This is a genomic window from Micromonospora sp. CA-246542, assembly GCF_050942905.1.
Classification (GTDB): domain Bacteria; phylum Actinomycetota; class Actinomycetes; order Mycobacteriales; family Micromonosporaceae; genus Micromonospora.
In genome coordinates this window covers 5,454,672-5,467,930 of the sequence record NZ_CP192040.1, presented here as the reverse complement: position 1 = coordinate 5,467,930, position 13,259 = coordinate 5,454,672, and the positions used below count along the sequence as shown (strand labels likewise).

Annotated in this window: 14 protein-coding genes and 1 pseudogene; 4 read left to right on the top strand and 11 right to left on the bottom strand. The window is 73.6% G+C overall.

What is annotated here, in order from left to right; all coding sequences use genetic code 11:
- Positions 1-59: 59 nt before the first annotated feature.
- Positions 60-752, top strand: coding sequence for a carbonic anhydrase (locus ACQP0N_RS25255; RefSeq protein WP_433114611.1), 693 nt, complete (start codon positions 60-62; stop codon positions 750-752).
- A gap of 62 nt (positions 753-814) precedes the next feature.
- Here ACQP0N_RS25255 and ACQP0N_RS25250 read toward each other — a convergent pair whose 3' ends face one another.
- On the bottom strand, positions 815-1,144 hold the full coding sequence (locus tag ACQP0N_RS25250) for a hypothetical protein (protein ID WP_355051393.1): 330 nt from the start codon (positions 1,142-1,144) through the stop codon (positions 815-817).
- 307 nt (positions 1,145-1,451) lie between these two features.
- Between ACQP0N_RS25250 and ACQP0N_RS25245 the strand changes: the two genes are divergently transcribed.
- Both ACQP0N_RS25245 and ACQP0N_RS25240 read left to right on the top strand, forming a co-directional pair.
- A complete protein-coding gene (locus ACQP0N_RS25245) occupies positions 1,452-1,943 on the top strand; it encodes a DUF3145 domain-containing protein (RefSeq protein ID WP_355051394.1) in 492 nt (163 codons plus the stop codon).
- Between the two features lie 96 nt (positions 1,944-2,039).
- Positions 2,040-3,773 carry a glycoside hydrolase family 3 protein gene (locus ACQP0N_RS25240; protein WP_433114608.1) on the top strand — a complete coding sequence of 578 codons (1,734 nt, stop codon included), beginning with the start codon at positions 2,040-2,042 and terminating at the stop codon, positions 3,771-3,773.
- Positions 3,774-3,805: 32 nt separating this feature from the next.
- Here ACQP0N_RS25240 and ACQP0N_RS25235 read toward each other — a convergent pair whose 3' ends face one another.
- From ACQP0N_RS25235 to ACQP0N_RS25225, 3 genes are read right to left on the bottom strand one after another with little or no spacing between them, the layout of a single operon-like run.
- On the bottom strand, positions 3,806-4,099 hold the full coding sequence (locus tag ACQP0N_RS25235) for a DUF1330 domain-containing protein (protein ID WP_433114607.1): 294 nt from the start codon (positions 4,097-4,099) through the stop codon (positions 3,806-3,808).
- 32 nt (positions 4,100-4,131) lie between these two features.
- Positions 4,132-5,565, bottom strand: a complete 1,434-nt coding sequence (locus ACQP0N_RS25230) for an MFS transporter (RefSeq protein WP_433114605.1) — start codon at positions 5,563-5,565, stop codon at positions 4,132-4,134.
- Complete coding sequence (locus ACQP0N_RS25225) at positions 5,562-6,020, bottom strand: MarR family winged helix-turn-helix transcriptional regulator (protein WP_433114603.1); 459 nt, start codon at positions 6,018-6,020, stop codon at positions 5,562-5,564. The genes ACQP0N_RS25230 and ACQP0N_RS25225 overlap by 4 nt, the downstream gene beginning before the upstream one ends.
- A gap of 95 nt (positions 6,021-6,115) precedes the next feature.
- On the opposite strand from ACQP0N_RS25225, the gene ACQP0N_RS25220 reads away from it, so the two are divergent.
- The gene (locus tag ACQP0N_RS25220; protein WP_433114601.1) at positions 6,116-6,334 is read left to right on the top strand and encodes a hypothetical protein; all 219 of its coding nucleotides are present in this window, start codon (positions 6,116-6,118) and stop codon (positions 6,332-6,334) included.
- Positions 6,335-6,410: 76 nt separating this feature from the next.
- On the opposite strand, the gene fabF is transcribed toward ACQP0N_RS25220, so the two are convergent.
- The 7 genes and pseudogenes from fabF to ACQP0N_RS25185 all read right to left on the bottom strand — a co-directional run bounded on the left by fabF (position 6,411) and on the right by ACQP0N_RS25185 (position 13,252).
- Entirely contained in the window at positions 6,411-7,637 is a 1,227-nt protein-coding gene (gene fabF / locus ACQP0N_RS25215; protein WP_433114599.1) for a beta-ketoacyl-ACP synthase II, read from the bottom strand.
- A 2-nt stretch (positions 7,638-7,639) separates the two neighbouring features.
- A complete protein-coding gene (locus tag ACQP0N_RS25210; RefSeq protein WP_007463517.1) occupies positions 7,640-7,879 on the bottom strand; it encodes an acyl carrier protein in 240 nt (79 codons plus the stop codon).
- Between the two features lie 87 nt (positions 7,880-7,966).
- The gene (locus tag ACQP0N_RS25205; protein ID WP_355051401.1) at positions 7,967-8,911 is read right to left on the bottom strand and encodes a beta-ketoacyl-ACP synthase III; all 945 of its coding nucleotides are present in this window, start codon (positions 8,909-8,911) and stop codon (positions 7,967-7,969) included.
- A complete protein-coding gene (locus ACQP0N_RS25200) occupies positions 8,908-9,864 on the bottom strand; it encodes an ACP S-malonyltransferase (protein WP_433114597.1) in 957 nt (318 codons plus the stop codon). The genes ACQP0N_RS25205 and ACQP0N_RS25200 overlap by 4 nt, the downstream gene beginning before the upstream one ends.
- A 78-nt stretch (positions 9,865-9,942) precedes the next feature.
- Positions 9,943-11,234 (bottom strand): annotated as a pseudogene (locus ACQP0N_RS25195) (PucR family transcriptional regulator).
- A gap of 165 nt (positions 11,235-11,399) precedes the next feature.
- On the bottom strand, positions 11,400-12,062 hold the full coding sequence (locus ACQP0N_RS25190; protein ID WP_433121807.1) for a response regulator: 663 nt from the start codon (positions 12,060-12,062) through the stop codon (positions 11,400-11,402).
- A gap of 2 nt (positions 12,063-12,064) precedes the next feature.
- Positions 12,065-13,252, bottom strand: coding sequence for a sensor histidine kinase (locus ACQP0N_RS25185; RefSeq protein ID WP_433114595.1), 1,188 nt, complete (start codon positions 13,250-13,252; stop codon positions 12,065-12,067).
- Between the last annotated feature and the right edge of the window lie 7 nt (positions 13,253-13,259).

The following is a 13,259-nucleotide window of genomic DNA, read 5'->3' as shown; positions in this document are numbered from 1 at the left end:
CGGCTACCCGTCGGAACGCCACGCCAATCGCGGTCGAGCGAACATTCCCGGACCCGCCCATGGCCGTGTGCCGGCGGGCCAAGCTGAACGGCATGGAGTCGGCGCGGGCGACGCCGGTTCCGCCGACGGGCGGGTCCGGGGGGCGGGGACGGCAGGCCGGCGGCACGCCCCGGGCCGCGTTGGCCGACCTGCTCGGTGGCAACCGGAGGTTCGTCAGCGGCCAGCCGATCCACGGGCACGACGTCACCGCCGCCGCGGCGGCCGCCTCCGGAGACCAGCAGCCGTACGCGGTGGTCCTCGGCTGCATCGACTCGCGGGTGCCGCTGGAGGCGATCTTCGACCAGACCTTCGGGGCGATCTGCGTGATCCGCACCGGCGGGCACGTGCTCGACCGCGCGGTGTGCGGCTCCATCGAGTACGTGGTGGGCCAGCTCGGCGTGCCGCTGGTCATGGTGCTCGGGCACGAGCGGTGCGGTGCGGTTGGCGCGACCGTGGACGCCCTGCGCACGGGCGAGCGCCCCGGTGGGTCGCTGGCCCACCTGGTCGACGAGATCGCTCCGGCGGTAGTCGAGGTGGGGCTGGACGATCCGGCGGTGCTCGCTCTCACGGTCCGCCGACACGTCCGGCGCACCGTGGACGCGCTGCGGGTCGACGACCTGTTGGCCGGGCCGGTGGCCGCCGGCCGGGTGGCCGTGGTGGGCGGCCTCTACGACCTGAGCACCGGCGAGGTCGCCCTGCTCGAAACGTCCTGACAAACGAACGACCGCCCGCCGGGAACTCCCGGCGGGCGGTCGATGGTGCGGTGGGGGAGGGCTCAGCCCTCGAAGACGCCGGCCGCGACCAGACGCTTCTCGGTGGCCTCCCAGCCGTCGTTCGGGTGAACGGTGGCCAGGTTGTTGATCTCCGCCCGGATCTTGGCGGCGTGGCCGGCGGCGGCCAGCGCCCGGATCTCCTCGACGAAGGCGTCGGAGTCGGTACGCAGGTGCGCGGTCTTGCCGTTGGTCAGGTTACGCACGTAGGCGTGCTTGCCGCCGTTGAGCGGGATGAGGTACTTGAACTCGCCCAGCACGCTGAGGGCGCCACCCTGGCCAGCCTGGCCGGCCCGGACGGACGCGCGCGCGGTCTTAGAGGTGTTGCTCGCCACGGAGGTACTCCTTGCAAGACGTACGGGAGGACTGGACGTCCGGGGGCTGTGTGCGGGTGACACTGCGTCGACCCGCAGAGGTGGAACGCGGCAGAAGCCGCCGATGGAACTGTACATGACCACGACATCAGGCTGGTCGTCGCGGTGTCCTGAGAGGCAACGGAGACCACCCGTCCGGCTATTCCGGGAGGCGTTTTTTCCGATTCCCTGGCGCACCATCCGTCACAGCAGTCATCATGTGTTGCAGCAACCACTCGGGTGGACGAGGTCGTAGGGGAAGACGCACCTCGCTCTCCGGGAGGTCACCGTGCCAACGCGTGGCGTCGTATACGTCCACTCGACCCCGCTCGCCGTGTGCTCGCACGTCGAGTGGGCGATCGCGCGCGTCCTAGCCGCGCCGGTCAACCTGCAGTGGACGGCTCAGCCCGTCGACCCCGGCGCCCGCCGGGCCGAGTGCGGGTGGACCGGCCGTCCGGGGACGGGCGCCGAGCTGGCTGCTGCCCTCCGGCAGTGGCCCATGATCCGTTTCGAGGTCACCGAGGAGCCGAGTCCCGGCGTCGACGGTGAGCGCTTCATGTACGTGCCCGCCCGTGGCCTGTTCCGGGCCACCGTCGGGGCGGCCGGTGACATCCAGCTCGGCGAGGACCGGCTGCGGGCCCTGATGGCCTCCGCCCGGGCCCCGGAGGCGCTCTCGCACGCCCTCGACAAGGCGCTCGGCACCGCATGGGACGCTGACCTGGAGCCCTACCGGTACGCCGGTGACGGCGCTCCGGTGACGTTGCTCACCCGGGTCGGCTGACGGCGGGGCCTTCCGCGCTGCCGACCTGGGTGTCGCGTCACCCTGACGGTGGCGACCGGTAAGGTCAAGTTGCCCCGATAAGGGGGAACTGGTGGGATGGTCGGCGTGCCGATTCGCTCGCGACACGCCGGTGTCGCCGTCGCCGCCCTGACCGCCCTGATCGTCTCCGGCTGCTCGGGTACCCCGGATCGTCCCGACCCGACGCCCGGCCCGACCGGCGCGTCGGCGGCCCCGAGCGCACCCGCCTCGCCGCCGACCGACGACCCGGCCGCGCGGGCCGCCGCGCTGGTCGCGACGCTCTCCGACGAGGACCTGGTCGGGCAGGTGCTGATGCCGTACGCGTACGGCGACTCGGCCACCAAGGTCTCCACCGGCTCGGCGGCCGGCAACCAGGCGCTCGCCGGCGTCGACACCCCCGCCGAGATGATCGCCAAGTACCGCCTCGGCGGGCTCATCCTGGTCGGCTTCAGCGCCGACGACCCCACCAAGGGCAACCAGGAGACCACGAACGTCGACAACCCGAAGCAGGTCCACGACCTGACCACCGGGCTGCGCGGGGCCGCCGGACGGCTGGCCGCCGGCCCGGCGCCCTTCCTGATCGGCACCGACCAGGAGTACGGCGTGGTCACCCGCGTCACCGACGGCGTCACCATCCTGCCCAGCGCCCTCGCGGCGGGCGCGGCCGGTGACCCGAAGCTGACCGAGGCCGCCTGGCGGGCCGCCGGCGCCGAACTCGCCGCCATGGGCATCAACATCGACTTCGCTCCGGTGGCCGACGTGCTGGCCACCCGCAGCACGGTGATCGGCTCCCGGTCGTTCGGCGCCGACCCGAAGATCGCCGCCGCGCAGGTCGGCGGCGCGGTCCGTGGTCTACAGGCCAGCGGCGTCGCGGCCACCCTGAAGCACTTCCCGGGGCACGGCCACAGCGCCGACGACTCGCACAAGGACCTGCCGGTGCTCACCCAGTCCGAGGCGGCGCTGCGCAGCGGCGCGTGGCCGCCGTTCAGCGCCGGGTTCGACGCGGGCGCGATGGCCGTGATGTCCGGCCACCTGGACGCGCAGGCCATCGACCCCGGCACCCCGGCGACCTTCTCCCACAAGCTGCTCACCGACGTGCTGCGCGGTCAGCTCGGCTTCAAGGGCGTGGTGATCACCGACGGGATGAACATGCCGCCGGCGAAGCGGTGGGCGCCCGGCGAGGCCGCCGTCCGCGCGCTGAACGCCGGCAACGACCTGATCCTCATGACCCCGAACGTCGGTCAGGCGTACGACGGGCTGCTCGCCGCCCTGCGCGGCGGGTCGCTGCCCCGGGCCCGCCTCGTCGACGCGGTGACCCGGATCCTGACCATGAAGTTCCGGCTGGCGGCGGGCCCCGCCGAGCCGATGTCCACGCTCAACACCCCGGCGCACCGGGCGGCGGCCGACGCGCTGGCCGCCGGAGCGGTCACCGTGCTGCGCGGTGCCTGCGGCGGCGCGGTGCACGGCCCCGTCACCGTCACCTCCTCCGCCGGTCGGGACGGCACCCGGGCGGCGCTCACCGCCGCGCTGACCGCGGCCGGCGTGACGGTGAAGCCGAGCGGCGGGACGGTGGTGCACCTGGTCGGCTACGGCGACGGGGAGAAGGACCTCAGCGCCAGCGCGGCCGTCACCGTCGCCATGGACACGCCGTACGTGCTGGCCAAGGCCAAGTCGCCGACGCTGCTGGCAACGTACTCCTCAAGCCGGGCGTCGATGACCGCGCTCGCCGCCGTACTGGCCGGCAAGGCCCGCCCGGGTGGCCGGTCACCGGTGGTGGTGCCCGGCCTGCCGGCCACCACCTGCAAGAGCTGACGGCACCGGCGGGAGATCCGACCGCGCCCCGGTCAGTCGACGCCCTCGACGATGCGGAAGTCGCGCTCGACGCCGTCGGAGAGTGCGGCCAGCGCCTCCTGGTAGGCCGCACTCTCGTGCGCCGCGACGGCCTGCTCGAAGCTGTCGAACTCGACCAGGACCGTGCGCTCGGCGATCCCGGCGTCGTGCGCCACGATCCGACCGCCCCGGACGAGGGTCCGACCGCCAGCAGCCCGGACCGCGGGACCGGCCAGCTCGTTGTAGGCGGCCAGCTTCTCGGGGTCGGAAATGGTGCGGTAGGCGCTGACCCAGTAGCCCTTGGGCATGGAACCTCCTGTGTTCAGGGAGTGCGTCCGACTCACCTGTTGGTCGTGGACGTTCGTCGTCGAGCGAGAGCGAGGCTCGTCAGCGTCGCGATCGCCATGGCGCCGATCCCGACCAGCGCCGCCGTGGTGTAGGCGCGGTCGTCGGGAAAGAGGTGGCCGGGGCGGGTGCCCGCGGCCAGGACCAGGCCGCCGACAGCGCTGCCCAGCGAATACCCGACGCTGCGGACGACGTAGTTGAAGCTCATCGCGCTCGACGTCTCGCTCCTCGGAGTGACAGCCAGGATGACGCCGGGCATCGCGGCGGAGAAGCCGCCGACGCCGAAGCCGAGCACGCCCATCGCCGCGAACAGTTCGACCAGGTCCGACCGGGCCGCCGCGAACAGGGCGAACCCGACGCCGACCACGATGGCGCTGCCGGCCAGGAGCAGGGGGTCGGCGATCCGCGTGCGGACCCGCGGGGTGAGCTTGCCGGCGACGAACCCCAGCACGGAGAACGGGATGAGGACCAGCCCGGCGACGAAGGTCGTCAGCCCGAAGCCGTAGCCGACGCCGGGCGGCGTCTGCGCGTACCGGGTGATGAGCGTGAGCAGGAGGTACATGCCGATCCCGGCGACGAACATGGCGAGGTTCGCCCCGGCGACCGCCGGGTGCCGTACCGCCCGCACATCGACCAGGGGTGTCGGGCTGCGCAGCTCGATGACGGCCCAGACGCAGAGCAGCACCACCGCGATGACGGCGAGGCCCGCCGCCACGGCGAGGTGCCGGCTCCACAGATTCCGCTCACCGGCGAGGAACAGCACCAGGAGCAGCGCAGTGCTCAGGACGACCGCGCCCGTCACGTCCACGTGGGCGGACCGGCCTTCGGGAGCTTCGGGCATGGCCCGCCACGCGGTCAGGAGGGCGGCGGCGGTGACGACCAGGCCGAGGCCGTAGGCGGCCCGTACTCCGCCGAGTTCGGCGAGCAGTGCGGCCAGCGGGTAGCCGACGCCGGCGCCGATGATCGAGACGACCGAGATCAGAGCGATCACGGCCGCGCTGCGCTCCTCGGGGAGGTGGTCCCGGGCCACGCCCATCATCAGCGCGGTGAGCCCGAGCCCGACCCCCTGGGCCGCCCTGCCGGTCAGTAGCCACGCGAACGGCAGTGGCAGCACGGTGAGCGCGCTGCCGGCGACGACGACGGCCAACGTGGCGAGGATCGTGGCCCGCCGGTGTGGACCGGCTCCGAGCCGACCCAGGACCGGCGTGGCGACGGCGCCGCTGAGCAGCGCGACGGTCAGCGTCCACTGCGCGCTGCCGAGCGAGACGTGGAACGAGGTCGCCACGCTGGTGATGAGCGGCGTCCCGAGACTGGCGACCGCCGCCACGACCAGAGCGATGAACAACAGGGCGGGGACCAGGAGCCGCGTCTCGGAACGGGGCACCGGGAACGCCTCCAGCGCGCCTCCGCCGACCGGTTGCCCGGTCACCGCTTCGGCCCTTCGCGGTCCTGACCTTCGAGCTCGGCCAGATGCTTCAGCGCCGGCAGGGCCGTCACCAGCGCCTCGACCTCGTCGCCGGTGAGCCGGCCGATCAACCGCTCGAACGCGTGGATCCCCGCCTGGCGTCGCGTCCGGACGTAGGAGGCGCCGGCCTCGGTCAGGCACACCAGCGTGACCCGCTTGTCGGACGCGTCGCCCCGCCGCTCGACCAGGCCGGATGCCTCCATCACCCGGACCAGGGTGGTCATCGCGGGCTGGGTGACGCCCTCGACCGCGGCCAGGTCGGTGATGCGCCGCGGACCCGTCCGGTCCAGGGTCGCCAGGGTGGCGGCAGACGTCAGGCTCATGTCCCGGGGCAGGCGTCTCGCGGCCCTGGTGGCCAGGCCGTAGAGGGCCGCCCCGATGGCTGCGGACGGGCCAGGAGGAGTGTCTGGACGACTCACGCCAAAAGCATAGCGCTTTTATATTCACGGTCTATGCAATAGGCCTCGGCCCGGGAATCCGGTCGCGCCCGTGGCGCCACCGTGGCAGCGTCGCCATGGGTCAGGCACAGGGCTTCCGGTACGACCAGCGGGCCGACGGCACGGTGGTGATCACCCATCACGGCCGGGTGGCGGGCACGCTGCGGGGCGCCCGCGCGGCAGAGTTCCTCGCCGAGATCGACGACGACCCGCAACTGGTGATGGCCCGCTGGACCGGCAACTACCGCCACGGCAACGAGCGCACCGCCCGGCAGCACCCCCGCAACCGACGCTGAACGCGAAAGGGCCCCCTCGGGAGAGGGGACCCTTTCAGAACGGCCAGCTCACGGCCGCTGTCTCACCGCCGCTGTCTCACGGCCGTGCGAACACCAGCGCCACGTTGTGACCGCCGAAGCCGAACGCGTTGTTCAGCGCGGCGGGGATGTCCATGTGGCGTGGCTTGTGCGCGGCGACCTCCAGGCTGAGCCCGGGCTCCGGGTCGTCCAGGTTGATCGTCGGGGGTACGACGCTGTCGCGGATCGCCAGGATCGTGGCGATCGACTCCAACGCTCCGGCAGCGCCCAGCAGGTGACCGGTCATCGACTTCGTCGCGGCCAGCACCGGGTGGTCGCCGAGCGCCTTGTGCAGCGCGCCGATCTCCAGCATGTCGCCGACCGGGGTCGACGTGGCGTGCGCGTTGACGTGCACGATGTCCTGCTTGGCGATGTCCGCGTCCGCGATCGCCTTGGCGATGGCCCGGATGGCGCCCTCACCCTCGGCGTGCGGCTGCACGATGTCGTACGCGTCGGAGGTGATGCCGGCGCCGGCGAGGCGCGCGTACACCCGGGCGCCCCGGGCCGCGGCGTGGTCGGCCCGCTCCAGCACCACGATGCCCGCGCCCTCGCCGAGGACGAAGCCGTCGCGGCCGGTGTCCCACGGACGGGAGGCACGTTCCGGGTCGTCGTTGCGGGTCGACATGGCCCGCATCGAGCTGAAGCCGGCGATCGGCAGCGGGTGGATCACGGCCTCGGTGCCGCCGGCCACCACCACGTCGGCCCGGCCGGCGCGGATGATGTCCAGGCCGAGCGCGATCGCCTCCGCGCCGGTCGCGCAGGCGCTGGCCACCGTGTGCACGCCGGCCTTGGCGCCCAACTCCAACCCGACCCAGGCGGCCGGTCCGTTGGGCATCAACATCGGGATCGTGTGCGGGGACACCCGCCGCGGCCCGGACGCCTCCAGGATGTCGTCCTGGGCGAGCAGGGTGGTGGCGCCACCGATGCCGGAGCCGACGCTGACGGCCAACCGCTCCCCGTCCAGGCCGGAGTCCGCCAGTCCGGCGTCCGCCCAGGCCTGCTGTGCCGCGATGAGGGCGATCGCCTCGGAGCGGTCCAGCCGGCGCAGCCGGACCCGGTCCAGCACCTCGGACGGCTCCACGGCCAGCTGGGCGGCGATCCGCACCGGCAGTTGCGCGGCCCACTCCTGGGTGAGGGCACTCACCCCGGAGCGGCCGGCGAGCATGGCGTCCCAGGTCGACGCGACGTCCCCGCCAAGCGGGGTCGTCGCGCCGAGCCCGGTGACGACGACGTCAGGACGACTCATGATCAGGACTGCGCCTCGATGAAGCTGACGGCGTCCCCGACGGTCTTGAGGTTCTGCACCTCGTTGTCCGGGATCTTGACGCCGAACTTCTCCTCGGCGGCCACCACGACCTCCACCATGGAGAGCGAGTCGACATCGAGGTCGTCGGTGAAGGACTTCCCCTCGGCCACGTCGTCCGGGTTCACCCCGGCAACCTCTTCGAGGATCTCGGCGAGGCCGGTGGTGATCTCGTCACGGGTCATTGCGGTTGGTTCCTCTCATAGGGGGTTCTCCGGCGGCCGGCCGCGCCGACCGCCACTCCTTCAGCGCGTACGCGCCTCAAGGGGGCTTCAGGGGCAGCGGACGACCTGACCGGCGTAGGTCAGGCCACCGCCGAAACCGAACAGCAGGACCGGGGCGCCCGAGGGCACCTCCCGCCGCTCGACGAGCTTCGACAGGGCCAGGGGGACGCTCGCCGCCGAGGTGTTGCCGGACTCGACGATGTCCTTCGCGATGATCGCGTCGGGGATGTTGAGCCGCTTGGCGATGCCGTCGATGATCCGGGCGTTGGCCTGGTGCGGCACGAACGCGGCCAGCTCCGACGGGTCGACCCCGGCCCGCTCGCACGCCTGCAGGGCCAGCGGCGCCAGGGCGGTGGTGGCCCAGCGGAACACCGACTGGCCCTCCTGCTGGATGTACGGGCGCCAGCCCTCGATGCGTACCGCGTCGCTCTTCTCCGGCGCCGAGCCCCACACCACCGGGCCGATGCCGGCGGGCTCGTCGTCGGCGGTTGCGGTGACCACCGCGGCGCCGGCGCCGTCGCCGAAGATGATGCAGGTGGAGCGGTCGGTCCAGTCGGTGAAGTCGGACAGCTTCTCGGCGCCGATGACGATCGCGTTACGCGACGCGCCGGCCCGGATGGCGTGGTCGACGGTGCCCAGCGCGTACGCGAAGCCCGAGCAGGCGGTGTTGACGTCGAACGCGCCCGGTGCGGCGATGCCCAGCTTGCCGGCGACCCGGCAGGCCACGTTGGGGCTCCGGTCGATCGAGGAGCAGGTGGCGACCACGACCAGGTCGATGTCGGCGGCGCTGAGCCCGGAGTTGGCCAGGGCCTTGCCGGCGGCCGCGGCGGCCATGTCGGCCACCGTCTCGCTGTCGGCGATCCGCCGGGTGGCGATGCCCACCCGGTCGCGGATCCACTCGTCGTTGGTGTCGACGAGCTGGGCGATGTCGTCGTTGGTCACCACCCGGGATGGCTGGTAGTGCCCCATCGAGACGATGCGACTGCCGGTCATGAGTGTCCTCCGATGGGGGCGAGCGGTTGGCCCGCGGTGCCGTGGCGGGCGATCAGGTCCCGGGCGGCCGGCAGGTCGTCGGGGGTGTTCAGGGTGACGATCTCCGGGGCGCCCTCGCCCCTGAGCTCCCGCTTGACCAGGCCGGCGAGGGTGCCGGCCGGGGGCAGCTCGATCACGCCGGTCACACCGTGCTCGGCGAGGGCGCGCATGCACAGGTCCCAGCGCACCGGCGCGGTGACCTGGCGGACCAGGCGTCGCACCAGCTCGTGCCCGTCGGTGACGGCGGTGCCGTCGAGGTTCGACAGCAGGGTCCGCGCCGGGTCGACGGGGGCGATTCCGGCGGCGACGGCGGCCAGCGCGGTCTCGGCCGGGGCCATGTACGGGGTGTGGAAGGCCCCGGCCACCTGGAGCCGGATGACCCGGGTCTTCGCGGGTGGCGCCGCGGCGAACGCGTCCAGCCCGTCCAGCGAGCCGGCGGCGACGATCTGGCCGGCGCCGTTGCGGTTGGCGGGGTGCAGCCCGTTGGCGCTGATCGCGGCCAGCACCTCGTCCGGGTCGCCGCCGAGCACGGCCGCCATTCCGGTCGGCTCCAGCGCGCAGGCGGCGGCCATCTCGCGGCCACGGATTCCAGCGAGGGTGAGAGCGGCCTCGGCCGACAGCACCCCGGCCACCGCCGCGGCCCCCAGCTCGCCGACGCTGTGCCCGGCGGTGAGCGCCACGCCGTCCAGCGGCAGGTGCTCGGCGGCGAGCAGCGCCGCCGCGACGAGCAGCGGCTGGGTACGGGCGGTGTCCTTGATCTCGTCCGCGTCGGCGGCGGTGCCCAGGTGCACCAGGTCCACGCCGGCCAGCGCGGACCACCAGCGCAAGCGCGCCTCGGTGCCGGTCAGGTCGAGCCAGGGGGTCAGAAAGCCGGGTTTCTGGGAACCCTGGCCGGGACTAAGTACGGCGAGCACGCCTATGACTCTCCCGGATACGCGTGGGTAGCGCTGTGCCGGGGCCGACCAAACCGCACTAGAACCTTTGGAGGTTTCTCACAAAGATCGGCGGGGATCATCGCTGGTTTGGGCGGATTTCCGGGCGGCCGGGGTCAATGTCTGGGTCGGGACCGCCGAGGCCGCCGGGACCACCGGGTCCAGCCGACCGACAGTCAACGCCACCTGGAGGGCGAACGCGTCCCGGGGCGACAGCGGCGAGAAACCGGTCACCTCGGCGATGCGGCGCAACCGGTACCGCACCGTGTTCGGGTGGACGAACAGCGCCCGCGCCGCGCTCTCCAGCGTGCCACCGGCGGCCAGGAACGCGTCCAGGGTCTCCAGCAGCTCGCCACCGGCGCGGACCAACGTCGCGTACACGTCGTGACGCAGCCGCCGGCGGGCCTCCGCGTCCCCGGCGAGGGCCCGCTCCGGCAACAGGTCGGCGGCCGCGACCGGCCGGGGGCGCTCGGCCAGGCCGGCGCCGCCCGGAAGCCGGACAGCGCCGACCGCGCCGACTCCGTCGCCTCGTCCAGACTGGGTACGGCCGGACCGACCACCACCGGGCCGTCACCGAACGCGTCCAGCAGCTTCGCGGTGGCGCTCAGCGGGTCCGCCGCGCCACCCAGCACGATCACCAACCGATCGCCGTGCACCCCGCCGATGACCTCGACACCGATCCGCCGCGCCAGCCGGTACACCACGTGCAGCACGGCGGAGACCTCCCCGCCCGGGGAGTGGCCGACCGCCACCGCGACCGGCGGTGCGTCCGCCCAGCCCAGCGCGGCGGCCCGGCTCGCCAGGACGTCCGGCGAGTCACCCCGCAACAGCGCGTCGACCAGCAGCGCCTGCAACCGGGCGTCCCACGCGCCGCGCGACTCGGCGGCCCGCGCGTACACCCGGGCGGCGGCGAACGCGATCTCCCGGGAGAAGCGCAGCACCGCCTCGCGCAGCAACTGCTCCTCGCCCTCGGCGGCGAGCTGTGACACCTGTTCCTCGACGACGTCGATGGTCACCTTGATCAGCGCCACGGTCTGCTGGAGGGTGATCGACCGGGCCAGCGCCTGCGGCGCCGCGTCGAACACGTCGTCGGAGACCTCCTGCGTGCTGTCCGCCGTGCCGCCGCCCTCACGCAGCCACTGCACCAGCGAGCGGGCGCCCGCCTGGGCCACCAGCATCACCCAGGAGCGCTGGTCGGCCGGCAGGGCCCGGAACCACGGCAGCGTCTCGTCCATCCGGGCCACGCTGGCAGTGGCCAACGCTCCCGCCGAACGCTCGATCCGGCGCAGCGTGGCCGCCAGCTCCCCACCCTCGGCCGTGGTCACCGCTCTAGCCTGACACGTCGTGAGCAGGCCACGAACGCCGGCACCGGTCAGCGGGCTCAGGGCTGCGTCGGGCTCAGGGCTGCGCCGGCCTCAGGGCTGCGCCGGCCTCAGGGCTGCGCCGGCCTCAGGGCTGCGCCGGCCTCAGGGCTGCGCCGGCCTCAGGGCTGCGCCGGGCTCAGGGCTGCGCCGGGCTCAGGGCTGCGGCGGCGCGGACAGGCCCAGCTCCTGGGCCAGGATCGCGGCCTGCACCCGGCTGCGCAGGTCCAGCTTCGCCAGGATGCGACTCACGTGGGTCTTGGTGGTGCTCTCCGCCAGCACCAGCCGGTCGGCGATCTGTTGATTGGACAGGCCGAGTCCGAGACAGGCCAGCACGTCGCGTTCGCGCGGTGTCAACGTGTCCAGGGCGCCCCGGGTGGCGGCCGACGCGCCCGGAGCGGTGGCGGCGAAGGCGGTGATCAACCGGCGGGTCACCGCGGGGGCGATGAAGCCGTCGCCGCGCGCCACGGTTCGTACCGCCGCGACCAGCCCCGCGGCGTCGGTGTCCTTGAGCAGGAAACCGGCCGCGCCGGCGCGTAGCGCGCCGAAGACGTACTCGTCCCGGTCGAAGGTTGTCAGCACCAGCACGTCGGCGAGCCGGTCGGCGACGATCGCCCTGGTCGCGGCGATGCCGTCGAGGCGTGGCATCCGCACGTCCAGCACCGCCACGTCGGGGCGTACCTCCCGGCACAGCCGTACCGCCTCGTCGCCGTCGGCCGCCTCGCCGACGACCTCGATGCCCGGCGAGCCGGCCAGGATCAGGACCAGGCCCGCCCGTACCGCCGGCTGGTCGTCCGCAAGCACCACCCGTACCGGCACGGTCACCGGCCCGCTCCGGTGGGGAGCGCGGCTCGGACCTGCCAGCGGCCGTCCCGCGGCCCGGCGGTGAACCGTCCGGCCAGCAGCGCCGCCCGCTCCCGCATCCCGATCAGCCCGGCCCCGGCGCCCGTCAGCCCCGCCCCCTCCGGACGTACCGGGTTCTCCACGGTCAGCACCACCTCCGCCGGGCCGTACGCGATCGTCAGTTCCGCCTCGCCGGTGCCGTGCTTGAGGGCGTTGGTCAGCGACTCCTGGACGATCCGGTACGCGGCGAGATCCACCCCCACCGGCAGCGGACCCGGCGTGCCGTCGGTGCGGAACCGCACCGCGAGGCCGGCCGCGCGGATGCGCTCGATCAACCCGTCGGCCTCGGCGAGCCGCGCCGTGACCGCCTCCGTGCCCACCCCGCCCTGTTCGCCACCATCCGGCTCCCGCAGCAGTTCGATCATCTGCCGCATCTCGGCCAGACCCTGCACGCTGCTCTCCCGGATCACCCGCAACGCGGACTGCACCTGACCACGTTCCAGGCTCGGCACGGAGAGCACGGCGGTGGCGTGGATGGCCACCGCGCTGAGGTGGTTGGCGACCACGTCGTGCAGTTCCCGGGCCATCCGGGCCCGCTCGGCGCTGACCGCCTGCCGACGGTCCAACTCGACCAGCCGGGCGGTCTGCTCGGCCCGCGTCCGCTCGGCGGCGGCCTGGTCGCGGTACTGCCGCACGCTGATCCCGGTCAGCACCGGCAGCAGCCCGGCCAGCACCACCGGCACCCCGACGGCGGCCCCGCGCCACTGCCCGAAGCCGAGCACGCCGGCCACCGCCCCGATCACGCTCAGCGTCACGGTGATCCCCAGCAGCCACCGCCAGAGCCGGGGCGGACCGTATACGCAGGCGTCGTAGAGCACCTGCGTATAGACCACCACCGTGCCCAGCGAGTTACCCAGCGCAGTGTCCACGACGAGCGCGACGGTGCCCACCGCCAGACTGGCGCGTGGCGCCACCCGGCGCAGGCCGACCGCCACACACACCGCCAGCAGGGGCCCCAGGAACAGGGCGGGCGGCACGTCCGGGTGCGGGACGATCTGCGGCTGCATGCCCAGGCCGTAGAGCACCAGGCCACCGGCCAGCGACGCGCCGGCCAGCGTGAGGTCCCGGCCGGGCGTACCGGAGCCGAGCCACGGTGGCGGTCGCATGCCCCGA